22 protein-coding genes and 1 other RNA gene are annotated in these 22,540 nt (G+C 60.9%); 10 read left to right on the forward strand and 13 right to left on the reverse strand.

The features are described from left to right. Nucleotides 1-62 precede the first annotated feature (62 nt). From NQL71_RS01620 to NQL71_RS01650, 7 genes are all read right to left on the reverse strand, one after another. The gene (locus NQL71_RS01620; protein WP_046818437.1) at nucleotides 63-1,679 is read right to left on the reverse strand and encodes an ABC transporter permease; all 1,617 of its coding nucleotides are present in this window, start codon (nucleotides 1,677-1,679) and stop codon (nucleotides 63-65) included. Between the two features lie 99 nt (nucleotides 1,680-1,778). Continuing rightward, complete coding sequence (locus NQL71_RS01625) at nucleotides 1,779-2,780, reverse strand: extracellular solute-binding protein (RefSeq protein ID WP_077184810.1); 1,002 nt, start codon at nucleotides 2,778-2,780, stop codon at nucleotides 1,779-1,781. Between the two features lie 217 nt (nucleotides 2,781-2,997). Then, on the reverse strand, nucleotides 2,998-4,215 hold the full coding sequence (locus NQL71_RS01630) for a 2-octaprenyl-3-methyl-6-methoxy-1,4-benzoquinol hydroxylase (RefSeq protein ID WP_274642233.1): 1,218 nt from the start codon (nucleotides 4,213-4,215) through the stop codon (nucleotides 2,998-3,000). A gap of 9 nt (nucleotides 4,216-4,224) precedes the next feature. After that, nucleotides 4,225-4,710, reverse strand: coding sequence for a DUF4442 domain-containing protein (locus NQL71_RS01635; RefSeq protein ID WP_274642189.1), 486 nt, complete (start codon nucleotides 4,708-4,710; stop codon nucleotides 4,225-4,227). Further along, complete coding sequence (gene ubiH, locus NQL71_RS01640) at nucleotides 4,703-5,890, reverse strand: 2-octaprenyl-6-methoxyphenyl hydroxylase (protein WP_046818441.1); 1,188 nt, start codon at nucleotides 5,888-5,890, stop codon at nucleotides 4,703-4,705. The genes NQL71_RS01635 and ubiH overlap by 8 nt, the downstream gene beginning before the upstream one ends. Then, the gene (gene pepP / locus NQL71_RS01645; protein ID WP_274642190.1) at nucleotides 5,887-7,221 is read right to left on the reverse strand and encodes a Xaa-Pro aminopeptidase; all 1,335 of its coding nucleotides are present in this window, start codon (nucleotides 7,219-7,221) and stop codon (nucleotides 5,887-5,889) included. Before pepP ends, ubiH begins: the two co-directional genes overlap by 4 nt. 27 nt (nucleotides 7,222-7,248) lie before the next feature. Further along, nucleotides 7,249-7,806: a YecA/YgfB family protein gene (locus NQL71_RS01650; protein WP_046818443.1), complete on the reverse strand. Its 558-nt coding sequence runs from the start codon at nucleotides 7,804-7,806 to the stop codon at nucleotides 7,249-7,251. Between the two features lie 199 nt (nucleotides 7,807-8,005). Here NQL71_RS01650 and NQL71_RS01655 point away from each other — a divergent pair, with 199 nt between their 5' ends. From NQL71_RS01655 to NQL71_RS01670, 4 genes are all read left to right on the forward strand, one after another. Continuing rightward, the gene (locus NQL71_RS01655; protein ID WP_007982902.1) at nucleotides 8,006-8,215 is read left to right on the forward strand and encodes a TIGR02449 family protein; all 210 of its coding nucleotides are present in this window, start codon (nucleotides 8,006-8,008) and stop codon (nucleotides 8,213-8,215) included. Next, entirely contained in the window at nucleotides 8,212-8,529 is a 318-nt protein-coding gene (locus NQL71_RS01660) for a cell division protein ZapA (RefSeq protein WP_008055229.1), read from the forward strand. Before NQL71_RS01655 ends, NQL71_RS01660 begins: the two co-directional genes overlap by 4 nt. Before the next feature lie 30 nt (nucleotides 8,530-8,559). After that, nucleotides 8,560-8,738: non-coding RNA, 6S RNA (gene ssrS, locus NQL71_RS01665), on the forward strand. A gap of 86 nt (nucleotides 8,739-8,824) precedes the next feature. After that, nucleotides 8,825-9,430: a 5-formyltetrahydrofolate cyclo-ligase gene (locus NQL71_RS01670; protein WP_046818444.1), complete on the forward strand. Its 606-nt coding sequence runs from the start codon at nucleotides 8,825-8,827 to the stop codon at nucleotides 9,428-9,430. 35 nt (nucleotides 9,431-9,465) lie between these two features. On the opposite strand, the gene NQL71_RS01675 is transcribed toward NQL71_RS01670, so the two are convergent. Further along, nucleotides 9,466-9,621 carry a hypothetical protein gene (locus NQL71_RS01675; RefSeq protein WP_162837840.1) on the reverse strand — a complete coding sequence of 52 codons (156 nt, stop codon included), beginning with the start codon at nucleotides 9,619-9,621 and terminating at the stop codon, nucleotides 9,466-9,468. A gap of 196 nt (nucleotides 9,622-9,817) precedes the next feature. On the opposite strand from NQL71_RS01675, the gene NQL71_RS01680 reads away from it, so the two are divergent. The 4 genes from NQL71_RS01680 to NQL71_RS01695 all read left to right on the forward strand — a co-directional run bounded on the left by NQL71_RS01680 (nucleotide 9,818) and on the right by NQL71_RS01695 (nucleotide 15,200). Then, the gene (locus NQL71_RS01680; RefSeq protein ID WP_046818445.1) at nucleotides 9,818-10,267 is read left to right on the forward strand and encodes an EVE domain-containing protein; all 450 of its coding nucleotides are present in this window, start codon (nucleotides 9,818-9,820) and stop codon (nucleotides 10,265-10,267) included. Nucleotides 10,268-10,396: 129 nt separating this feature from the next. Then, nucleotides 10,397-11,362: an HlyD family secretion protein gene (locus tag NQL71_RS01685; protein WP_077184825.1), complete on the forward strand. Its 966-nt coding sequence runs from the start codon at nucleotides 10,397-10,399 to the stop codon at nucleotides 11,360-11,362. Beyond that, nucleotides 11,359-14,082: a ribosome-associated ATPase/putative transporter RbbA gene (gene rbbA / locus NQL71_RS01690; RefSeq protein ID WP_274642191.1), complete on the forward strand. Its 2,724-nt coding sequence runs from the start codon at nucleotides 11,359-11,361 to the stop codon at nucleotides 14,080-14,082. The genes NQL71_RS01685 and rbbA overlap by 4 nt, the downstream gene beginning before the upstream one ends. Continuing rightward, nucleotides 14,082-15,200: an ABC transporter permease gene (locus NQL71_RS01695; protein WP_046818448.1), complete on the forward strand. Its 1,119-nt coding sequence runs from the start codon at nucleotides 14,082-14,084 to the stop codon at nucleotides 15,198-15,200. Before rbbA ends, NQL71_RS01695 begins: the two co-directional genes overlap by 1 nt. A 53-nt stretch (nucleotides 15,201-15,253) precedes the next feature. On the opposite strand, the gene NQL71_RS01700 is transcribed toward NQL71_RS01695, so the two are convergent. Continuing rightward, entirely contained in the window at nucleotides 15,254-15,661 is a 408-nt protein-coding gene (locus tag NQL71_RS01700) for a flagellar basal body-associated protein FliL (RefSeq protein WP_046818724.1), read from the reverse strand. Nucleotides 15,662-15,811: 150 nt separating this feature from the next. Between NQL71_RS01700 and NQL71_RS01705 the strand changes: the two genes are divergently transcribed. Next, nucleotides 15,812-16,789, forward strand: a complete 978-nt coding sequence (locus tag NQL71_RS01705; RefSeq protein WP_046818449.1) for an NADPH:quinone oxidoreductase family protein — start codon at nucleotides 15,812-15,814, stop codon at nucleotides 16,787-16,789. Nucleotides 16,790-16,849: 60 nt separating this feature from the next. On the opposite strand, the gene NQL71_RS01710 is transcribed toward NQL71_RS01705, so the two are convergent. Further along, nucleotides 16,850-17,464, reverse strand: a complete 615-nt coding sequence (locus tag NQL71_RS01710; protein ID WP_046818453.1) for an energy transducer TonB — start codon at nucleotides 17,462-17,464, stop codon at nucleotides 16,850-16,852. A gap of 318 nt (nucleotides 17,465-17,782) precedes the next feature. Between NQL71_RS01710 and glpT the strand changes: the two genes are divergently transcribed. Further along, the gene (glpT, locus tag NQL71_RS01715; protein ID WP_046818454.1) at nucleotides 17,783-19,132 is read left to right on the forward strand and encodes a glycerol-3-phosphate transporter; all 1,350 of its coding nucleotides are present in this window, start codon (nucleotides 17,783-17,785) and stop codon (nucleotides 19,130-19,132) included. On the opposite strand, the gene NQL71_RS01720 is transcribed toward glpT, so the two are convergent. The 3 genes from NQL71_RS01720 to ubiD form a co-directional block, all read right to left on the reverse strand. Continuing rightward, nucleotides 19,108-19,776: a gamma-glutamylcyclotransferase gene (locus NQL71_RS01720; protein ID WP_046818455.1), complete on the reverse strand. Its 669-nt coding sequence runs from the start codon at nucleotides 19,774-19,776 to the stop codon at nucleotides 19,108-19,110. The two genes, glpT and NQL71_RS01720, sit on opposite strands and share 25 nt — an antisense overlap. 266 nt (nucleotides 19,777-20,042) lie before the next feature. Continuing rightward, a complete protein-coding gene (locus NQL71_RS01725; RefSeq protein WP_046818456.1) occupies nucleotides 20,043-21,011 on the reverse strand; it encodes a CDP-6-deoxy-delta-3,4-glucoseen reductase in 969 nt (322 codons plus the stop codon). Beyond that, complete coding sequence (gene ubiD / locus NQL71_RS01730) at nucleotides 21,011-22,477, reverse strand: 4-hydroxy-3-polyprenylbenzoate decarboxylase (RefSeq protein ID WP_020797260.1); 1,467 nt, start codon at nucleotides 22,475-22,477, stop codon at nucleotides 21,011-21,013. The genes NQL71_RS01725 and ubiD overlap by 1 nt, the downstream gene beginning before the upstream one ends. Nucleotides 22,478-22,540 lie beyond the last annotated feature (63 nt).

The raw sequence follows: 22,540 nt of genomic DNA on the forward strand, positions 1-22,540 counted from the left end.
TGTCTGTCAGACGGACCGCACCGAATGCCGCGCATTGTAGCCGCAAGGTGTAGGACTGGCACCTAGCTGTTTCGGTGCGCCGAACGACGGATCAATCCGATGACCGGTAACAGCCCGACCAAAACCAGGGTCAAGGCCGGCAAAGACGCCCTCGCCCACTCGCCTTCACTGGTCATTTCGAAGATCCGCACCGCCAGCGTATCCCAGCCAAACGGCCGCATCAGCAGGGTCGCGGGCATTTCCTTGAGCACATCGACGAACACCAGCAAGGCCGCGCTCAACGAACCGGGGAGCAACAACGGCAGATACACTTTGAAAAACAGTCGCGGCCCACTGACGCCCAGGCTACGTGCCGCTTCGGGCAAAGATGGCCGTATTCGCGCCAGACTGCTTTCCAGCGGCCCGTAAGCCACGGCGATGAAGCGCACCAGATAGGCCAGCAGCAACGCCAGCAGGCTGCCCAGCAGCAACGGCTTGCCCGCACCGCCGAGCCAGCCGGAGAGCGGGATCACCAGCTCGCGATCCAGGTAACTGAACGCCAGCATGATCGACACCGCCAACACTGAACCGGGCAGAGCGTAGCCAAGATTGGCCAGGCTGACCCCGGCGCGGATCGCCCGGGTGGGCGCCAACCGCCCGGCAAACGCCAATACCAGGGCGACACTGACGGTAATCAACGCCGCCATCGTCCCCAGGTACAACGTGTGGAGGATCAGGGCGGTGTAACGCTCGTCCAGATCCAGGCGCCCGCGCTGCCAGAACCACGCCACCAGCTGCAGCATCGGAATGACAAAGGCGCAGGCGAACACCAGAGCGCACCATCCCGTCGCCAACAGCGCCTTGAGCCCGCGAAGGTGGTACAACGCCTTGACCCGTGGCCGTTCGTTGCTGGCCCGATTGGCGCCGCGGGCACGCCGCTCGCCGTACAGCACGAGCATCACCACCAGCAGCAACAGGCTGGCCAGTTGTGCGGCGCTGGAGAGGCTGAAAAACCCGTACCAGGTCTTGTAGATGGCGGTGGTGAAGGTGTCGAAGTTGAACACCGATACGGCGCCGAAATCCGCCAGGGTTTCCATCAGCGCCAAGGCGACGCCAGCGCCGATGGCGGGACGCGCCATCGGCATGGCCACGCGCCAGAACGCCTGCCAGGGGGATTGACCGAGCACCCGCGCAGCTTCCATCAAGCCCTTGCCCTGGGCCAGGAACGCGGTGCGGGCGAGCAGATAAACGTAAGGGTAGAAAACCAGCACCAGGACCAGGATCACCCCGCCCGTGGAACGCACGCGCGGCAATCGCAGGCCGCTGCCGAACCACTCCCGCAACAGGGTCTGCACGGGGCCGGCAAAATCCAGCAAGCCGACAAAGACAAACGCCAGCACGTAGGCCGGGATTGCAAAGGGCAGCATCAGTGCCCAGTCCAGCCAACGCCGACCAGGGAATTCACAGAGACTGGTGAGCCAGGCCAGGCTCACCCCCAGGACCGTCACACCAACGCCGACACCGAGTACCAGGGTCAGGGTATTGCCCAGCAGGCGCGGCATCTGGGTTTCCCAGAGATGCGACCAGATCTGCTGGTCGATGGTTTGCCAGGACAGCAGCAATACGCTGAGGGGCAGCAGGACCAGCGCAGCGATGGCGAAGACCAGGGGATACCAGCGTCGTTGAGCGGGGTGGGCCAAGGAAAAGCTCTCGTTCAAATGATTGTGCCCACGCTCTGCGTGGGCACACACCTTGTGACGCTCTGCGTCACCCTTCGGCGACGCAGTATAACGATGGCGTCAGTTCCAGCCAGCCCGGTCCATCATGCGAATCGCTTCGGCCTGGCGCTTGCCGGCGACTTCCACCGGCAGGGTATCGGCGATGAACTTGCCCCATGCAGCGACCTCGGCGGAGGGCTGCACGGTCGGGTTGGCCGGGAATTCCTGGTTCACGTCGGCGAAGATCTTCTGCGCCTCAGGCGTGGTCATCCACTCCACCAGGGCCTTGGCCGCGTCCGGGTGCGGTGCGTGCTTGATCAGGCCGATGCCCGACAGGTTGACGTGCACGCCGCGATCCGCCTGGTTTGGCCAGAACAGTTTTACCGGCAGGTCCGGCTTCTGCTTGTGCAGGCGGCCGTAGTAGTAGGTGTTGACGATGCCGACGTCGCACTGGCCTGCATTGATGGCCTCGAGCACCGCCACGTCGTCGGAGAACACGTCGGTGGACAGGTTGTTGACCCAGCCCTTGAGAATCTGCTCGGTTTTCTCAGCGCCGTGCACTTCGATCATGGTGGCGGTCAGGGACTGGTTGTAGACCTTCTTCGCGGTGCGCAGGCACAGGCGACCTTCCCAGTTCTTGTCGGCCAGCGCTTCGTAGGTGGTCAGTTCGCCCGGTTTCACCCGGTCGGTGGAATAGGCAATGGTCCGCGCCCGCAGGCTCAAGCCGGTCCAGGCATGGGAGGCCGCACGGTATTGCAGCGGAATATTGGCATCGATGGTTTTCGAGGTGAAGGGCTGGAGGATGCCCATCTGCTCGGCTTGCCAGAGGTTACCGGCATCGACGGTCAGCAGCAGGTCGGCGGGCGTGTTCTCGCCCTCGGCCTTGATCCGTTGCATCAGCGGCGCTTCCTTGTCGGTGATGAACTTTACCTTCACCCCGGTTTTCGCGGTGTAGGCATCGAAGACTGGCTTGATCAGTTCGTCGATGCGCGAGGAGTAGACCACCACCTCGTCAGCGGCCTGGGCGGTGCTGCCGATCAGAGTCAGGGCCAGTGCGGTCAGTAGACGCTTCGGTGCCAACATGGGAGCGGTCTCTCGATTGAAAAAGTGAGGGCAAATGATAAGGACTCACATTTGCCTTCTCAATCGAACAGTTCGCGGAGGAGTTACCAGATGTTGCACGGCTAGAAATTAATGGTGGATGTGCCGACGCCTTCGCGAGCAAGCCCGCTCCCACATTTGAAATGCATTCGTAGGAGTGGGCTTGCCCGCGAAGAGGCCAGCCGCCACAACGAAGAAGTCAGGCCTTGGCGAGGGCCGGCAGATCCCCGATCAACCCCAGCGCCTCACGCACGAACAGCGCCTTGGCCTCGGGCATCGCGTCGACCATCTTCAACCCGGTATTACGCAACCAGCGCACCGGCAAGGGATCCGCCTGGAACAGCCGTTCAAAGCCTTCCATCGCCGCCATCAGTGCCAGGTTATGCGGCATGCGCCGACGTTCGTAACGGCTCAACACCTTCACATCCGCCAGGCGCTCGCCCCGGGTCGCTGCTTGCAGCAGCACTTCGGCCAGCACCGCAGCATCGAGGAACCCGAGGTTCACACCCTGCCCGGCCAGCGGGTGAATGGTGTGCGCGGCGTCGCCAATCAGGGCCAGGCCCTCGGCCACGTAACGCTTGGCATGGCGCTGACGCAGCGGCACGCACAGACGCGGGTCGGCGCCGAGTACGCTGCCGAGCCGGCCTTCGAAGGCCCGTTCCAGTTGGCGACAGAAGCTCTCGTCATCCAGCGCCATCAGGCGCTCGGCTTCGCTCGGAGTAGTCGACCAGACGATCGAGCACCAGTCCTGCTGCCCGTCACGCTCCAGCGGCAGGAACGCCAGCGGACCATTGTCGGTAAACCGCTGCCAGGCGGTCGCTTGATGGGGTTTGGAGCTGCGCACACTGGTGACGATGGCGTGGTGCAGGTAATCCCACTCCCGCGTGGCGACACCGGCCAGGCGCCGCACCGCCGAGTTGGCGCCATCCGCCGCGATCACCAGCGGCGCGCGCAAGGTACGGCCATCGGCCAGGGTCAGCAGCCAGTCGTCGCCGGAGCGGCGCATTTGCTCCAGGCGCGCATTGGCCAGCATGCCCAGGTCACAGTCGTGCAAACGGTCGAGCAAGGCATCCTGGACTACGCGGTTCTCGACGATATGGCCCAGCGTTTCAGCATGCACGCTGGCCGCCGAAAAGTGGATTTGCCCGGTACCGCTGCCATCCCAGACGTGCATCTCGCTGTAGGGACTGCTGCGCCGGCTGGCGATGCCGTCCCAGACTCCCAGGCGTTCGAGAATCCGCTGGCTGGCAATGGACAATGCACTCACCCGCGGCTCGAATGGCGCCTGCGGGTCATAGGGTTTGACGCTCAATGGGCTGCCATCGAGCAGCAGGACTTGCAGCCCACTGCCCTGCAACGCCAGCGCCAGGGCGCTGCCGACCATTCCGGCCCCGACAATCAGCAGATCTGCGCGCATTTCCATGCTTTAAGCCTGTCTCGCTTGCGGCTTGAGCCGCACGTAAAGGGTTTTTCCGACGCGCGCCACCAGGTTGCCGGCGCCGTCATGAATGTCGACCTGCAGTTGCGGCAGGTACTTTTTGCCATCCGCCGTCTGCCACCGGATCTCATCGAGCAGGGTGTCGTCGATGTTGAAACGGGCGAACACTGGCCCCTTGCCCGGCGCAATGAAATCGATGTCGGCGGCCTTGTCCCAGACGATGTACTCGCGACCGAGGTTTTCCATCAGCATCAGCATGAAGAACGGGTCGACCATCGAGTACAGGCTGCCACCGAACTGCGTGCCGACGTAATTGCGGTTGTACCAACTCAGGCCCATGGACACCTGGACGTCACGAAAGTCATCGCTGATGTGCCGAATGCGAACTCCGGCGCCAAGGTACGGCGGGTAGAGGTTCATGAACCAGCACATCAAGCGGGCCTTGCCAAACCTGCGGGTCAGCCACTTAAACATCAGGACGGGTACCCAGGCCCATGGCCTGCCGGGCGAACCAACGCTTGGCCGGCGGCAGCAGATCAAGACCGAGCAGGCCCAGGTTGCGACCCAGTGACACCAGGGGCTGCGTGCTGCCGAACAGGCGCGTGACCTGGTCGGAGAAGCCCACGGTGAGGTTCTGGTCCAGGCGCTGGCGCTCGCGGTAATCCTGCAAGGTGGCGAAGTCCCCCGGCAGCTGTTCGCTGGCGAGCAACGCATCGGCCAGCGCCTGGGTATCACGCAGGGACAGATTGAACCCCTGGCCGGCAATCGGATGCAGGCTGTGGGCAGCATTGCCGAGCACCACCAGGTGCGAGCGCACCTGCTCTTCGGCCTCTACCAGCGCCAGCGGATACAGGTGCCGGACACCGACTTGCTTCAAGGTACCGAGGCGATAACCGAACACGCCCTGCAACTCGCTCAGGAAACTGCGCTCATCAAGGGCGGCCAGGCGTTGCGCATCCATGCCCTGGCGCGTCCAGACCAGCGCACAGCGGTTGTCCGGCAACGGCAGCAACGCCATCGGGCCGTCGTCGGTGAAACGTTCGAACGCCATTCCGTCATGGGCCTCACTCGGGGTGATGTTGGCGATCAGCGCACTCTGGTTGTACGGGCGTTTCCTGATGCCAATGCCCAGCTGCTCGCGCAGGCCGGAACGGCCACCATCGGCGAGCACCGCGAGATCGCAATCGAGCGTGGTTTCGTCATTCAGGGTCAGGCGATAGCCGTCGGTGAGCGGCTCCATGCGCGTGACTTCCGCGGGGCAACGCCAACTGATTACGTCCTTGTCCAGGCCTTGCCACAGACAATGGCCGAGCCAGGCGTTTTCCACCACATAACCCAGCGCCGGAACGCCCTCTTCCATCGCTGACAGTCTCGCCGTGGAAAAACGCCCACGGTCAGAGACGTGAATCTGCTTGATCGGCTCGGCGCGACGGGAGATTTCCTGCCAGACGCCCAAGCGCTGATAAATCTGCCGGGCACCGAAGGACAACGCTGTGGAACGCGCGTCGTAACTGGGTTGATAGGCGTCACCGGGGGCAAAGGGTTCGATCAACACGATCTTCCAGCCACGGGCCTTGGCACCGGCCTGCAAGGCCAACGCCAGACTGGCGCCGACCAGGCCGCCGCCAATAATTGCCAGATTGACTCGACTCATGCCGCTTGTGTCCGTGCTTGCGCCATCAGGGCCTCGATTTCGGCGACCGTTCTTGGCACGCCTTTGGTGAGGATTTCACAGCCGGTTTTAGTGACCACGACGTCGTCCTCGATGCGCACGCCAATGCCGCGCCACTTCTTCGCCACGTTCTGGTTGTCCGCAGCGATGTAGATTCCCGGTTCCACGGTCAGCGCCATGCCGACTTCCAGCACGCGCCATTCGCCGCCGACCTTGTACTCGCCAACGTCGTGCACATCCATGCCCAGCCAATGGCCAGCGCGGTGCATGTAAAACGCCTTGTAGGCTTCGCTGGCGATCAGATCAGGGACCTCGCCCTGCAAAATCCCAAGCTCGACCAGACCGGCGGTAATCACCCGGACCGTGGCTTCGTGCGCCTGATTCCAGTGTTTGTTCGGGGCAATCTCGGCAAACGCCGCTTCCTGGGCAGCCAGCACCAACTCGTAGATCGCTTTCTGTTCCACGGAATACTTGCCGTTGACCGGCCAGGTGCGCGTGATGTCGCTGGCGTAGCAGTCGATTTCGCACCCGGCGTCGATCAGCACCAGATCGCCGTCCTTGAGCAGCGCGTCATTCTGCTGGTAGTGCAGGATGCAGCTGTTGCGCCCTGCCGCGACGATCGAGCCGTAGGCCGGCATCTTCGCCCCACCCTTGCGGAACTCGTAATCGAGCTCGGCTTCAAGGCTGAACTCATGCAACCCGACACGGCTGGCCTGCATCGCGCGCACGTGCGCCTGGGCGGAAATCCGCGCGGCTTCGCGCATCACCTTCACTTCCGCCGCCGATTTATACAGGCGCATGTCGTGCAGCAGATGATCCAGGGCAACATATTCGTTCGGCGGCTGGGCGCCGAGGTTGGCCTTGGAGCGGATCACGTTGATCCAGTCCATCAGGTGCCGGTCGAATTCCGGGTTGCTGCCCATGGCCGAATACACCCGGTCGCGGCCTTCGATCAGACCGGGCAGGATGTCGTCGATATCGGTGATCGGGAAAGCGTCGTCGGCACCGAAGTCGCGAATCGCCCCCTCTTGCCCCGCCCGCAGGCCATCCCACAACTCGCGTTCGGCGTTGCGTTCACGGCAGAACAGGATGTATTCACCATGCAGACGCCCCGGCATCAGGACCAGCACAGCCTGAGGCTCGGGAAAACCACTGAGGTACTGGAAGTCGCTGTCCTGACGGTAGACGTGCTCGACATCGCGGTTACGGATGGCCACCGCGGCAGCGGGCAGGATGGCGATGCTGTTGGGTTCCATCTGCGCCATCAGGGCCTTGCGGCGACGGCTGTATTCCGATTTAGGGATATGAATCATGGGCAGATGGCTTTCCCTGGCAAACGATTAGTGCAGCGACGGCTTGGCGGCAGCCGCCACGTCTTTCTTGGTTTCGGAGAACAGCAGCAGCGGTGCAATACGCACGTACTCCATGACTTCCATATAGTCGCTTTCGCCGTCGTCGGACTCTTCCAGTGCGTCTTGCACCTGGGAAATGGCCGCCAGGTCCTGCAACACTTCGGTGGCCTCCAGGCTCAGGCTGCTGCTGTCGCGGCAGTTCAAGCCGAAACCGCTGAGGAAACCCTGGCACCATTGGCCCAGTGCCGCGGCACGGTCGGTGAGCGGGGCATCGTCGGTCGGCAGCAACAGGACCACGGTCACGTCGTCGCCGGTGAGCTCGCCCTTGACCATTTCCTGCAGGCCGATCAAGGCGTTACGAACGTTGTCCTGAGGCTCTGTTTCAAGCAGTTCGGCGGCGTCGATCAGCCAGCCTTCGACCTCGAAGCCGGCGCCGGCGCAGCTGCGGCCGAGCAACAGGCCGTGCAGTTCGGCAGGCGAGACGTTATGACCGCTGGAAGTCAGCAGGGTGGCGAAGGCTTGGTACGGGGAATTCTGAATGGTCATGGGTAGCTAGGCGCCAGACGGCGCTATGTCTAGAATGAAGGTCTTGTATCCTACATCGACTACCCCTGTAGGAGCGAGCTTGGTCGCGATGGTCGTCAACGAAACGCTGGGTACCTGACACCCCGCTGCGTTCTCAACCTCATCGCGAGAAAGCTCACTCCTCCAGTCCTGCAGTCCAACCCATCAGACAGTGAAGACAATGGAAGACACCGACCTGCAAGCGCTGATGGCCAGACTCGAACTGCTGATTACCCGAGTCGAGCAACTTAAGAGCCAAAACGGACTCTTACTAGCTCAGGAAAAGACCTGGCGCGAGGAACGCGCGCACCTCATTGAAAAAAACGAAATCGCCCGGCGTAAGGTCGAATCGATGATTTCGCGCCTCAAGGCCCTGGAGCAAGACTCATGAGTTCAAGCAATAGCGTCACAGTGCAGATCCTCGACAAAGAATACTCGATCATCTGCCCCCAGGAAGAACGCAGCAACCTGGTGAGCGCTGCGCGCTACCTGGACGGCAAGATGCGCGAAATCCGCAGCAGCGGCAAAGTCATTGGTGCCGATCGCATCGCCGTGATGGCCGCGCTGAACATCACCCACGACCTGCTGCACAAGGAAGAGCGACCGGACATCCAGGCCAGCGGTTCGACCCGCGAACAGGTGCGCGACCTGCTCGATCGCGTCGATCTGGTGCTCGCCACTGATCCGGATGTCACCAAAGGCTGATTCGCGTCACCGCTTGCGGTATACTCTGATCACTCCCTGGGGTGCTTGCCAGTTGGCGATGTCCCTGAGCCGATTTGCTATACCCTGGAGGTTGCACGTTGGGCTGGTGTGCATGTCCGCTAGACGGAAAGCCTGAAAGCCTACTGCATCTTCCACCTTGAACTTTCGGGTTCAAGGGCTAAGTCGACAGCGGTACATCCGGGGAGCCTGATTCCAGTCCGATGCCGGTTTAAATACCGGCATCGGCGTTTTTACGGATACGATTTACGTAATCGTATTGCCGAAGCCCGAATCCATGACCGAACCTGCGCTGCTCCCTCGCCCGCAACTTCGACGCATGTTGCGCAAGGCCCGCCGCGCACTGACACCCAGTCAGCAACGCCAGGCGGCTCGTGGGCTGTACAAGCAATTGGCCCAGCAACCTTTGTTCCGCCGCGCCAGGCACATCTCTCTTTATCTGCCCACCGACGGTGAAATCGACCCGCGCCTATTGCTGCGCGCGGCTCAACGTCGCGGCAAGGCTACCTATCTACCGGTACTCAGTGCCTGGCCGCGCACCAAGATGGTGTTCCAGCGAATCCGCCCCGGCGAAAAACTCAAGCCCAATCGCTTCCGCATCCTGGAACCCAGGCACAACCTTGCCCGGCAACGCAAAGTCTGGGCACTGGATCTGGTGCTGCTGCCTTTGGTGGGATTTGACGATGTCGGCGGCCGCCTGGGCATGGGCGGCGGTTTCTATGATCGAAGCCTGGCCTACCTGGCGCGCCGCAATGACTGGCGCAAGCCGACGTTGCTGGGGCTGGCCCATGAATGTCAGAAGGTCGAACGACTGGCTCAAGCGAGCTGGGATGTGCCGTTGCAGGGAACGGTGACGGACAAGGCCTGGTATTACTCAGGCTAGACGCCACCGGGATCAGCGGCGTCGAAAAGCGCGGATCAGCGTTTGAAGGCTGTCGACTGTTGTTGCAGTGACGAGATTTCAACCGGTGCATCGGTCTTGTTGCCCCACAGGCTTTGGGCATAGCCAGTGGTCACGACGCCGAGGCCGAACAAAATAACCAAAATCCATAGTAAATCCGGTTTGCGTTTCATCGATTGCCCCCCAAAGGCACATCAACACGATGACAGCAGCGGTTTCCGTTTGTAGGCCGTGCAGCAGCGTCAAGCTTGAAAGGCCGGCATTTTGCGACAACGAGAACCGGCACGCAAATGCTGACGTCAACCGACTGTCGGTTTGTCATAAAATTGCCCGACAACCTTTCCACCCACTTCGCAAGGAGCCAGAACCATGGCCTATTGGCTGATGAAATCCGAGCCCGACGAACTCTCGATCAAAGACTTGGAGAAGCTTGGCAAAGCGCGCTGGGACGGGGTTCGCAACTATCAGGCGCGTAATTTCCTGCGTGCCATGGCGGTGGGGGACGAGTTCTTTTTCTATCACTCGAGCTGCCCGGAGCCGGGAATTGCCGGGATTGGCAAGATTGTCGAAGCCGCCTACCCGGACCCGACGGCGTTGGAAACAGAGAGCCATTACTACGATCCGAAGGCCACTGCCGAGAAAAACCCCTGGAGCGCGATCGATGTCGCGCACGTTGAAACGTTTACCAAGGTGTTGAAGCTGGATCATCTAAAACAGCAAACGGCGCTGGCCGAGATGCCACTGGTGCAGAAGGGCTCAAGACTATCGGTGATGCCGGTGACTGCCGAGCAGTGGGCAGCAGTGCTTGATCTACGCTAAATGATGCATAACCGCCGGGCATTCTGGCTTACCTTGGCAACAGGTCCGACTTGACCCTCAGTTGACTATCATCAAGGTGCTCAAATGCGTTCCTGCCAGACTGGAACGCTATGGAAGCAGGATGCCGACATGTCAACGCACAGCCGCTCTTCGCTGTTCTTCGTTTTTTTATTGGGGGCCGTGCTGGTCGCCGCCGCAGGGTTGGGTTATTGGCGGTCGACCGTTAACCGACTGCCCGAAGGGTTGCATGTCGGCAATGGTCGACTTGAAGCCACTGAAGTGCAGATCGCCAGCAAAACACCCGGTCGATTGGCTGAAGTGCTGGTGGACGAGGGTGACAAGGTAACCCGCGGCCAGCTATTGGCCCGCATGGACACCCGGACCCTCGAGGCCCAGCGCAACCAGGCGGAAGCCGAAGTGATACGCGTCCGGGAAAATCTTTCCGCGGCCCAGGCCAATGTGAAACTGCGCCAGAGCGAGCAACTGCTAGCCCAACAAGAGCTCAAACGCTCCCAGGCGTTGTTCAATCGTGGTTTCGCCAGCGGCCAGATCATCGACCAGCAGCAGTCTCGCTTCGACACAGCCAACGCGGCTGTGACCGCGGCCCGCGCCCAGGTGTCCGCCGTCGGTGCAGCCATTGGTGCGGCACAGGCACAAGTGGCTCAGTTGAACAGTGAAATCGACGACAGCAGTTTGCGGGCCCCCATCGACGGGATCATTCAGCTTCGCATGGCCGAGCCGGGAGAAGTGATCGGCGCCGGAGGGCGAGTGTTGCTGCTGATCGACCCGAACGACCAATACATGAACCTCTATCTTGCAGCATCCGTCGCCGGACGCCTGGCGGTCGGCGATGAAGCGCGAATCCTGCTGGACGCCCTGCCCGACCAACCGCTGCCGGCAAAAATCAGTTTCGTGGCAGCCAAGTCGCAGTTCACGCCCAAAGAAGTCGAGACCCGCGACGAACGTCAGAAGCTGGTGTTTCGGGTCAAGCTACATTTGACCCACCCCAGCGCCATCCCCCAGGCCAAACCGGGAATGCCCGGTAATGGCTACGTGCGTACTGCTGCCATCGACTGGCCGGCCAATCTGCAATGACCGGCCTGGCACTGCATGCCAATCGCCTTCAGCACCGCTATGGCGAACGTCATGCGCTGACCGACATCACGCTCAGCCTACCCACCGGCACCCGATGTGGATTGATTGGTCCGGATGCCGCCGGTAAATCCAGCTTGCTGGGGCTGATCGCGGGTGTGAAGACGCTACAGCAAGGCCAACTGGAGGTGCTCGGTGGCTCGATCCGGGATCGGCACCACCGCAACAGCCTCTACACCCGTATCGCGTTCATGCCTCAAGGGCTGGGTGGCAACCTGTACCCTGATCTGTCGATTCGCGAGAACATTCACTTCTTCGCCACACTGTTCGGGCTGTCCAGGGCACAAAGCAATCAGCGCATGCACAGCCTGCTGCTCGCCACCGATCTGTTGCGATTTGCCGAGCGCCCGGCCGGTAAGCTGTCGGGAGGCATGAAACAGAAGCTCGGTCTTTGTTGCGCACTGATCCATGAGCCGGACTTGTTGATCCTCGATGAGCCGACCACTGGCGTCGACCCCTTGTCCCGACGGCATTTCTGGGAGTTGATCGACGACGTTCGGCGCCAACGCCCGCAATTGACGCTACTGGTCGCCACCGCCTACATGGAAGAGGCCGAACAGTTCGAACACTGCCTGATGCTCGATGGCGGCAAGCTGATCGCCGCCGGTTTGAGCCGTGACCTGCGGGCGGTAACCCCCAGTGGCAAGCTCGATGAAGCCTTCACCCACTTTCAGGGCGACAGCGGCCACGATAACCAGCCGCTGGTGATTCCTGCGCGAACCAACGCTACTGCCGACATCGCTATCCAGGCCCATGACCTGACTCTGCGCTTCGGCGATTTCACGGCAGTGGACAAGGTCAGCTTCGCCATCGGCCGCGGCGAGATCTTCGGGTTCCTGGGCTCCAATGGCTGTGGCAAAACCACCACCATGAAGGTGCTTACAGGGCTGATCCCGGCCAGCGGGGGCAGTGCCACGCTGCTGGGCAACCCTGTGAACGCCAAGGATCTGCGCACCCGCAAGCGCGTTGGATTCATGTCTCAGAGTTTCTCGCTCTACGGCGAACTCAGCGTGCGGCAGAACCTGGAATTGCACGCCAGACTGTTCGATCTGGCCCAAGCCGACAGTACTCAACGCATCGACGAACTGATCCAGCGCTTCAGCCTTGCCAGCGTCGCCCATCAGCCGTCCGGTGCAATGCCACTGGGTCTGCGTCAACGGTTATCCTTGGCCGTGGCGGTTCTGCATCGCCCGGAAGTGCTCATCCTCGACGAACCCACCTCCGGCGTCGACCCGGCGGCGCGGGACGATTTCTGGCGATTGCTGCTCGAACTGTCCCGCGAACAAGGCGTGACGATCTTCCTGTCCACCCACTTCATGAATGAAGCCCAGCGCTGCGACCGCATCTCATTGATGCACGCAGGCAAGGTACTGGCCTGTGACACCCCGGCAGCACTGCAACAGCAGTTCAAAAGCCAGACGCTAGAGGCCGCGTTCGTCACCTGCCTGGAACAGGCCCAGAGCCCAATCGAAACTGCAGCGCCACCGGCGCCCATCGACACCACGAGCGCGCCCACCACATCGATGATTGAGCGCCGCTTCAGTATTGGGCGGCTGCGGGCATTGGCGGGTCGTGAAGGCAAGGAATTACTGCGCGACAGAGTACGCCTGGCCTTCGCTCTGCTCGGGGCGATGTTCATGATGGTGATTTTCGGCTACGGGATCTCCCTGGACGTCGAGAATCTCGCCTTCGCCGTCTACGACCAGGACCAGACCCCGCAAAGCCGGGCTTACCTGGAGGCCTTTCGCGGTTCCCGTTACTTCGACGAGCAGCCCCCGATAGGCGATCCGGCGAAGTTGCATCGACGATTGCAGCGCTCGGAGATCAAACTGGCGCTGCAGATCCCGCCCGGATTCGGCCGGGATCTGTTCGCCGGTCGCCAGCCCACGGTGGCGGCCTGGCTCGAGGGTGGCATGCCGTTTCGCGCCGAAACCAGCCGCAATTATGTGGAAGCGGTACACCAGGCTAACCTGGAGCAGTTGGCGGACCAGTCCAGTCCCGCGCCGTCCCGGCAAGCGCCAGCCAAACTGCAAACACGTTTCCGCTACAACCAGGATGTCGTCAGCGTCAACGCCATCGGCCCCGGAGTGATGGCACTGATCCTGGCGTTCATCCCGGCCATGCTGACGGCGCTGGGCATCGTGCGAGAGAAGGAACTGGGCTCGATCACCAACTTCTACGCCACACCGCTGACCCGCCTGGAGTTCCTGTTAGGTAAACAAGTCCCGTATCTGGCCGTCAGCCTGATCAATCTCGCCGTGCTGACCGCCATGAACCGCTGGCTGTTCGGCGTCCCTTTCAAGGGCAGTGCACTGACCCTGGCTTTCGGCGGATTGCTCTACGTGCTGGCAACCACCAGCATGGGTCTGTTGATTTCGTCATTCACCCGAACCCAGATCGCCGCGATTCTCGGCACCATGATCATCACCAGCCTGCCGACCATCCAGTTTTCCGGCTTGATCGTGCCGAGGTCGTCGCTAGAGGGTGCGGCCGCGGTCATGGGGATGATGTTTCCGGCAGGCTATTTTCTCGATATCGCCGTCGGCACCTTTACCAAGGCGCTGGATATCCGACAGTTGTGGCCGCAATGCCTGGCACTGCTCGGATTCTTTCTCGGGTTCACCGGCTTGAGCCTGGCCATGCTGAAAAAGCAGGAGGTCTGATGCACAAGCTTGCGCACATCCTGCGACTTGGCCTCAAGGAGCTCTCGAGCCTGCAACATGACAACGTATTGCTGCTGTTCCTGTTCTACGCCTTCACGGTAGCGATCTACATGCCGGCCGCAGGCTCAGTGATCGGTGTGCACAACGCCAGTGTGGCCATGGTCGATGAAGATCACAGCCCTCTGTCACGCCAACTGGCCCAGGTCCTGCGGCCGCCGGAATTTCAACCGCCGGTACCGCTGCCTTATGACCAAATGGACGAGGTGCTGGACAGTGGGCGGTACACCTTCGTGATCAATGTTCCAGCCAATTTTCAGGCCGATCTGTTGGGCGGTCACCAGCCGGCACTGCAGGTCAACGTTGATGCCACCGCCATGAGCCAGGCGTTCATGGGTGCTGGCTATATCGGGCGGATTTTCCAGCGCGAACTGTTGAACTACAGTGGCCAGGGCGATGCGGCGAGCCAGGCCCCCGTGCTGCTGACGACACGAGCGCTGTTCAATGCCAACCTGGAGGGTGGCTGGTTCCTGGCGGTCATCCAGATCGTCAACAACATCACGATCCTGGCCATCATCCTGACGGGCACAGCACTGCTGCGTGAACGCGAGCATGGCACCCTGGATCATTTGCTGGTGCTGCCACTGACGGCACTGGAAATCATGCTGGCAAAAGTCTGGAGCAACATGCTGGTGGTGGTGCTCTGCACCTGGGTATCGCTGGAAGTCATCGTCAAAGGCGCCCTGGGCGTGCCACTGGCGGGCTCCATGAGCTTTTTCCTGCTGGTAACGGCGGTTTATCTGTTCGCCAGCACGGCGCTGGGAATATTCCTCGCGACCCTGGCACGCTCGACACCGCAGTTCGGCTTATTGGCAATTCCGGTGATCATCCCCATGCTGCTGCTTTCCGGCGGCAGCACGCCCCTCGACAGCATGCCGCAATGGCTGCAATGGGTGATGCAGGGCTCGCCATCGACGCACTTCGTCAGCCTCAGCGCCGCGATTCTTTTTCGCGACGCCGGCATCGATGTCGTCTGGCCGGACTTGCTGGCATTAAGCGGCATCGGCCTGCTGTTCTTTACCATTGCGCTGATGCGGTTTCGCAAGAGCCTGGCGTCCTGATGAACGAGTAAAGAGCCACTCTCGCAACGAGGCCCGCCAGGACAGCAAAAAGCTTATTGGATGATCAGGTTGTTGAACAACAGATCCTCAACCACCGGCTTGCCCGTTTCATCATTCATGATCTGCTGGGTCTGCTTCAACGCTTCCTGACGCAGCTTTTCCTTGGCCTCGACATTGTTCATCGTCTCGGTGGACTGCTGGGCAAACAACGCCACCAGTTGATTGCGAATCAGCGGCTCGTTGGCCTTGACCGCCTTGGCGGCCTCGTCGCCGGTCACACGCAAGGCCACATCGGCCTTGTAGACCTTGAGCTTGGGCGTGCCATCCAGTCCGTAGTTGCCCACGAACGGCGGGCTCAAGGTGACATAATTGACCTTTGGCGCCACCTCTTCCTTGGCTTCCTCGGCCACCGCCGCCACAGGCAGGGACAGGGCCAGCAACAACATGATCCACGCTTTCACAATTCGCTCCTTATCCGGTTTGCGGCCCAGCATAACCACCCGCCACGCCAACACAAGCTTATGGCTGACTATCAGGGTCGGGCATGCTCGTTGACCCGTCGACTCACACACCTACACTTATCGGCCATCACTCCAAAAGGAATAGCCCTGATGAAAGCCGTGCTGTGCAAAGCCTTCGGTCCTGCCGAATCGCTGGTACTGGAAGACGTCGCCAGTCCTGTCGCGAAGAAGAACGAAATCCTGCTGGAGGTGCATGCCGCCGGGGTGAACTTCCCCGACACGCTGATCATCGAGGGCAAGTACCAGTTCAAACCGCCCTTCCCTTTTTCCCCGGGCGGTGAAGCCGCTGGCGTCGTCAGCGAAGTGGGCGAAAAAGTCAGCCACCTGAAGGTTGGCGATCGGGTCATGGCCCTGACCGGCTGGGGCAGTTTTGCCGAACAGGTCGCGGTACCCGGTTACAACGTGTTGCCGATCCCGCCCTCCATGGACTTCAACACCGCCGCCGCCTTCAGCATGACCTATGGCACCTCGATGCACGCCCTCAAGCAACGCGGCAACCTGCAACCCGGCGAAACCCTGCTGGTATTGGGCGCCTCCGGCGGTGTCGGCCTGGCGGCAGTAGAGATCGGCAAGGCCATGGGCGCCCGGGTGATCGCCGCGGCCAGCAGCGCGGAAAAACTCGCCGTGGCCAAGGCCGCGGGTGCCGATGAACTGATCAACTACAGCGAAACCAGCCTCAAGGACGAAATCAAACGCCTGACCGACGGCCAGGGTGCCGACGTGATCTACGACCCTGTGGGTGGCGACCTGTTCGACCAGGCCATCCGCGCCATCGCCTGGAACGGCCGCCTGCTGGTGGTCGGCTTTGCCAGCGGACGCATCCCCGAACTGCCGGTGAACCTGGCACTGCTCAAAGGTGCGGCGGTGCTCGGCGTGTTCTGGGGCTCGTTCGCCCAACGCCAGCCGCAGGATAACGCCGCCAACTTCCAGCAGCTGTTTGACTGGTTTGCCGAGGGCAAGTTGAAGCCGCTGGTGTCGCAGGTGTATCCGTTGAGCAATGCGGCGCAGGCCATCAATGATCTTGGCCAGCGCAAGGCTGTCGGGAAGGTGGTGGTGCAGGTTCGATAAGCTCCCAATCGGTCTGAACTACGATATCGTAGTTCAGACCATGTCAGCCCAGGCCAAGCACTAAAGCAACTTTCGAATACCCTGCGGCAAATACCGCACGTACCTGGAAACAGGGTTACTGCGGCACTCACTGACTATGATTGGCACCTTGCGATTCAACTGGGTTATCAGTTCAAGGCGCCGCTCGTTCGATAACATGTCTTTTGAAAACGCTTTCGTCAGATAAGCGCGGGTGTAGTAGAACGCCGCGGAATCCGTCCATCTGTGCTCGGGTGTATCGACAAGCGCGTTATTGAGATCGCGACATCGCAGTTCGTTGAGCCACTTGTTGGTATCGATCGTCATATCCCAATCGTAGCCAAACACCATCGGCGCAACCATGTCCTGTTCGGCAGGTTTATCGCCATCGACGGTCCAGGGCTTGAACCGCCACTGCGCTATCGCCACCCGGGTCGCTTCAGCCAGGTCCGGGTGATCGCTTTGTACAATCTTCACCTTGCTGATTGAACCATCGGCCTTGACCGTGAACCCGACCCGGACAGTACCGACCACCCCGGCCCTCTGCAGTGCCAGTGGATAGATCGGCTTGGGATTGTTCTCCGGTATCAGAAAAAACTCTTCAGCCCGGATTTCACCCGATACCACCAGGATCAACAGCAACACAAACCAACGCATACCTCCTCCCTCTTGATGCAAATGCCAGGTCCTGGCCGCAACAAAAAGGCTACAGACCGACGGCCTCAAGCTGAAGGTCGCGGCTTCCGGTAAAGGGGCAGGACATTTCCCAAAGGCCTGCCTTCACCCGCCGCATCAAACAGGAACGCTGTAATAATTCCTACAACGCACTTCATTTATACCTGAGCGACATGTTCATAAAGGAACACTCGAATTCCAACATTTCCGCTATTTTGCCGATGCGAACCGGTGCTATTTTCGGTAACGAAACTGTAACATTCGTATCCGCAGTCAAAACAAGAAATTTGGAGCTCTTGAATGTTTGCTTTCTTTCGTCCTGCCACGCATCAGGCTCCCTTGCCTGAAGAAAAAATAGACAGCACCTACCGACGCCTGCGTTGGCAGATCTTCGCCGGTATCTTCATCGGTTACGCCGGTTACTACCTGCTGCGCAAAAACTTCTCCCTGGCCATGCCTTATCTGATCGAAGAGGGCTACACCCGAGGAGAGCTGGGGGTGGCGCTGTCGGCGATTGCCATCGCCTACGGCTTGTCCAAGTTCCTGATGGGCATCGTGTCCGACCGTTCCAACCCGCGCTTCTTCCTGCCGTTTGGCCTCGTGGTCTCGGCGGCGGTGATGTTCACGTTCGGTTTTGCCCATTGGGCGACATCCAGCGTGACCATCATGTTCGTCCTGCTGTTCATCAATGGCTGGGCGCAGGGCATGGGCTGGCCGCCAAGCGGGCGGACCATGGTGCACTGGTGGTCGCAGAAGGAACGCGGTGGCGTGGTGTCCCTGTGGAACGTGGCGCACAACGTCGGTGGCGGTTTGATCGGCCCGCTGTTCCTGATCGGCATGGGCCTGTTCAACGACTGGCACGCGGCGTTTTATGTGCCAGCGGCGGTGGCCATGGCCGTGGCCGTGTTTGCCTTCATCACCATGCGCGACACCCCGCAATCGGTCGGCCTGCCGCCGATCGAGAAGTACAAGAACGATTACCCGGAAGGCTACGACGCCAGCCACGAAGAAGAATTCAGCGCCAAGGAAATCTTCGTCAAATACGTGCTGCGCAACAAAATGCTCTGGTACATCGCCCTGGCCAACGTCTTCGTCTACCTGCTGCGCTACGGCGTGCTGGACTGGGCGCCGACCTACCTCAAGGAAGCCAAGGGTTTCACCGTGGACAAGACGTCTTGGGCGTACTTCTTCTACGAGTGGGCCGGTATTCCGGGCACGCTGCTGTGCGGCTGGATGTCGGACAAGATCTTCCGTGGCAACCGTGGCCTGACCGGCATGGTGTTCATGGCGCTGGTGACCGTGGCGACGCTGGTGTACTGGCTCAACCCGGCCGGTAACCCGACGGTCGACATGATTGCGCTGATCTCCATCGGCTTCCTGATCTACGGGCCGGTGATGCTGATCGGTCTACAGGCGCTGGAACTGGCACCGAAAAAAGCCGCCGGCACGGCTGCGGGCTTCACCGGCCTGTTCGGCTACCTGGGGGGATCCGTCGCGGCCAGTGCAGCGATGGGCTACACCGTGGACCATTTCGGCTGGGACGGCGGTTTCGTCTTGCTGATCGGTGCCTGCCTGCTGGCGATGGCTTTCCTTGCGCCGACGCTGTGGCACAAGCAGGTCGCCAGTCAGGGCCGCGAAGCACTCGCTTGATCATCCTTTGATTTGCAGCGCTTGAGCCGCGCCTCCAGATTCCGGTCTGGCATGGCGTGGCTACGCAGGGCGTGTACGGTCTGCTCGACATAGTCGCGAGTGGTGCCGTAACGCCCGCAAGCGTTTTCGAACACGTGGCTCAGCACGTGATCCGGCAGGTTGCCGGCGTAGCTGGGCAGGTGCCGCTCCAGGACGAATCCCAATGCCTGAACCTGATTGCCGTCCTCGAGTCGGCAATTGAGCCAGTGTGGACGATAGGACGGGAATGGCATTTCTCTTTTCCACAGTGCATACAGCGAAGCGTCCAGTTGCTCCTCCGGCAAGCGGTAGGCAAACCCGCTGCAAGAGCCGCCGCGATCCAGACCAAAGACGAGGCCAGGCATTTCCGGCGTGCCGCGATGTTCGTGGGACCACAGGTACAAACCGCGATGGTAGCCATGTACGCGTCCGCGAACCCGTTCGACCGCCGTGCACTCCGGCCGCCAGATCAGCGACCCGTAGGCGAACAGCCATACCGGGCCGCCCTTGTGGCGCGCCATGGTCGATTGCATCGAGCTGAGCAATTGTTCGTGAGTGAGTTGCGGCCCCAGATCGAGCCGCGGAGGGTAAGCCAGATTCAAGATTGACGATTCAATGGCGCTCATGGCGAATAGCGTTCAGCTCCCCGCGAGTAAAGAGTTACTTAATAGAACGCACCGCTGCAACAATAAGGCACATATGTTTTTCAAAGCAATTCAAGTGCCATGGCACCGTTGTTAATTAATTACCTGAACAAATTATAACCTACCGGTATTTATATGATTTTATAAATACCGATAAGCTATATAGAGAGATATAAGGATAAAACCGTAGGCAACATCAAGATCGCTGATCAGGATTGAGGATCAAGATCGTGGATCAAGATCGCGGATCAAGATCGCGGCGCGTACGCAAATACGTCGGCGCGCATCTGGTGGGCGTCCATCCCCGCCTCGACCAACGCATCCAGGGTGCCGTAGACCATGGCCGGCGAGCCGCTGGCATAGACATGCAAGGCCTTGAGATCGGGAAAGTCTTCGCAGACCGCTTCATGCAACATGCCGCAACGCCCCTGCCAGCCGCATTGGTCGCTGACGACTTTATGCAGGAACAGATTGGGCAGTTTCAGCCACTCATCCCAATGTTCGACTTCATAAAAGTCTTCAGGGCGACGCACCCCCCAATACAGGTGCACGGGATGCTTGAAGCCTAGCGCACGGCAATGTTCGATCAGGCCATGGACCTGGCCCATGCCCGTGCCAGCGGCGATCAGCACCAACGGACCGTCCGGCAACTCCGCCAGGTGCGTATCTCCAAACGGCATGTCGATACGCACCATCATGTTGCGTTGCAGTTGCTCGATCAGGTTCAGCGCACTGGCTTCGCGCGCCAACACGTGGATTTCCAGATCCCGCCCGCCAGAGGGTGCCGAGGCCAGGGAGAAGGATGACTTCTCGCCATTGTCGCGATGGATCATCAGGTACTGGCCCGCGTGATAACGCGGCGACTTGCCGGCAGGCGCCCGCAGCCGCACCCGCCAGGTATCGCCACCGACCTCGGTGCAACTGGTGACCTGACACGACAGACTGCGCACCGGCAACTCTCCGAGCGCGAGCACGCCATCCCACAGCACGATGCAGTCTTCCAGCGGCTCCGCTATGCAAGTGTAGAACTCGCCATGGTCACGCACGAGGCCTGCCTGCTCGACGCGCCCTTCCACCAGCAGCGCGGCGCATACATGGCAGTTACCGTTGCGGCAGCTTTGCGGGCATTCATAGCCCAGGCGACGTGCGCCATCGAGAATCCGCTCGCCGGGCAAGATATCCAGGACTGCTCCAGAGGGCTGCAAGGTTACACGCATCAATCTATTCCTAACTGATTCCAGATGGCATCGATCCGCTGGGTCACGGCGTCGTCCTTGACGATTACACGGCCCCACTCGCGCGTGGTTTCACCCGGCCATTTATGCGTGGCATCGAGCCCCATCTTCGAACCCAGGCCGGAAACCGGCGAGGCGAAGTCCAGGTAGTCGATCGGTGTGTTCTCGATCATCACCGTGTCGCGCTTGGGGTCCATGCGCGTGGTGATGGCCCAGATCACGTCGTTCCAGTCCCGCGCGTTGATATCGTCGTCGGTGACGATAACGAACTTGGTGTACATGAACTGTCGCAAAAACGACCAGACGCCGAGCATTACCCGCTTGGCATGGCCTGGGTACGACTTCTTCATGGTCACCACGGCCATCCGATAGGAACAGCCTTCGGGTGGCAGGTAGAAGTCGGTGATTTCGGGGAACTGCTTCTGCAGGATCGGCACGAACACTTCGTTCAGTGCCACACCGAGGATTGCCGGCTCATCCGGTGGACGGCCGGTGTAGGTGCTGTGGTAGATCGGCTTGATCCGGTGGGTGATGCGCTCGACGGTGAACACCGGGAAGCTGTCGACTTCGTTGTAGTAACCGGTGTGGTCGCCGTACGGCCCTTCATCGGCCATCTCGCCCGGATGAATCACCCCTTCGAGGATGATTTCGGCGGTGGCCGGCACTTGCAGGTCGTTGCCACGGCACTTGACCAGTTCGGTCCGGTTACCGCGCAGCAAGCCGGCAAAGGCGTACTCGGAAAGACTGTCTGGCACCGGGGTCACGGCACCGAGGATGGTCGCCGGGTCAGCACCCAGCGCCACGGCCACCGGGAACGGCTGGCCAGGGTGTTTCTCGCACCATTCACGGTAATCCAGCGCGCCGCCGCGGTGACTCAGCCAGCGCATGATGACCTTGTTGCGGCCGATCACTTGCTGACGGTAGATACCGAGGTTCTGCCGGTCCTTGTTCGGCCCCTTGGTGACCGTCAGGCCCCAGGTGATCAGCGGGGCGACATCGCCTGGCCAGCAGGTCTGCACGGGCAAGGTCGAAAGGTCGACGTCGTCGCCTTCGATCACCACTTCCTGGCAGATCGCGTCTTTGACGACCTTGGGCGCCATGGAGATGATCTTGCGGAAGATCGGCAGCTTGGACCAGGCGTCTTTCAGCCCCTTCGGCGGCTCGGGCTCCTTGAGGAACGCCAGCAACTTGCCGATTTCACGCAGCTCGCTGACCGCTTCGGCGCCCATGCCCAACGCGACGCGCTCGGGGGTACCGAACAGGTTGCCGAGCACGGGAATGTCAAAACCGGTAGGTTTTTCGAAGAGCAGGGCCGGGCCCTTGGCGCGCAAGGTGCGATCGCACACCTCGGTCATTTCGAGCACTGGGGACACCGGAACCTGGATGCGCTTGAGTTCGCCGCGCTGTTCCAGGCCGCTGATAAAGTCGCGCAAGTCGCGATACTGCATGCGTGAGCCTCGTGTTGGCCGTGGCGTTCGGGGCAGGCAGTTTAGCGCCGAACCCCTCTATTC

Source organism: Pseudomonas serbica, assembly GCF_028823535.1.
GTDB lineage: Bacteria > Pseudomonadota > Gammaproteobacteria > Pseudomonadales > Pseudomonadaceae > Aquipseudomonas > Aquipseudomonas serbica.

Coding starts and splice junctions, on each gene's coding strand:
- NQL71_RS01720 (WP_046818455.1), bottom strand. CDS start 19,776: ATGAGCGCCATTGAATCGTCAATCTTGAATCTGGCTTACCCTCCGCGG.
- NQL71_RS01685 (WP_077184825.1), top strand. CDS start 10,397: ATGTCAACGCACAGCCGCTCTTCGCTGTTCTTCGTTTTTTTATTGGGG.
- NQL71_RS01630 (WP_274642233.1), bottom strand. CDS start 4,215: ATGCGCGCAGATCTGCTGATTGTCGGGGCCGGAATGGTCGGCAGCGCC.
- NQL71_RS01650 (WP_046818443.1), bottom strand. CDS start 7,806: ATGACCATTCAGAATTCCCCGTACCAAGCCTTCGCCACCCTGCTGACT.
- ubiD (WP_020797260.1), bottom strand. CDS start 22,477: ATGCAGTATCGCGACTTGCGCGACTTTATCAGCGGCCTGGAACAGCGC.
- pepP (WP_274642190.1), bottom strand. CDS start 7,221: ATGATTCATATCCCTAAATCGGAATACAGCCGTCGCCGCAAGGCCCTG.
- NQL71_RS01675 (WP_162837840.1), bottom strand. CDS start 9,621: ATGAAACGCAAACCGGATTTACTATGGATTTTGGTTATTTTGTTCGGC.
- glpT (WP_046818454.1), top strand. CDS start 17,783: ATGTTTGCTTTCTTTCGTCCTGCCACGCATCAGGCTCCCTTGCCTGAA.
- NQL71_RS01625 (WP_077184810.1), bottom strand. CDS start 2,780: ATGTTGGCACCGAAGCGTCTACTGACCGCACTGGCCCTGACTCTGATC.
- NQL71_RS01695 (WP_046818448.1), top strand. CDS start 14,082: ATGCACAAGCTTGCGCACATCCTGCGACTTGGCCTCAAGGAGCTCTCG.
- NQL71_RS01680 (WP_046818445.1), top strand. CDS start 9,818: ATGGCCTATTGGCTGATGAAATCCGAGCCCGACGAACTCTCGATCAAA.
- NQL71_RS01725 (WP_046818456.1), bottom strand. CDS start 21,011: ATGCGTGTAACCTTGCAGCCCTCTGGAGCAGTCCTGGATATCTTGCCC.
- ubiH (WP_046818441.1), bottom strand. CDS start 5,890: ATGAGTCGAGTCAATCTGGCAATTATTGGCGGCGGCCTGGTCGGCGCC.
- NQL71_RS01660 (WP_008055229.1), top strand. CDS start 8,212: ATGAGTTCAAGCAATAGCGTCACAGTGCAGATCCTCGACAAAGAATAC.
- NQL71_RS01655 (WP_007982902.1), top strand. CDS start 8,006: ATGGAAGACACCGACCTGCAAGCGCTGATGGCCAGACTCGAACTGCTG.
- NQL71_RS01705 (WP_046818449.1), top strand. CDS start 15,812: ATGAAAGCCGTGCTGTGCAAAGCCTTCGGTCCTGCCGAATCGCTGGTA.
- rbbA (WP_274642191.1), top strand. CDS start 11,359: ATGACCGGCCTGGCACTGCATGCCAATCGCCTTCAGCACCGCTATGGC.
- NQL71_RS01710 (WP_046818453.1), bottom strand. CDS start 17,464: ATGCGTTGGTTTGTGTTGCTGTTGATCCTGGTGGTATCGGGTGAAATC.
- NQL71_RS01635 (WP_274642189.1), bottom strand. CDS start 4,710: ATGTTTAAGTGGCTGACCCGCAGGTTTGGCAAGGCCCGCTTGATGTGC.
- NQL71_RS01670 (WP_046818444.1), top strand. CDS start 8,825: ATGACCGAACCTGCGCTGCTCCCTCGCCCGCAACTTCGACGCATGTTG.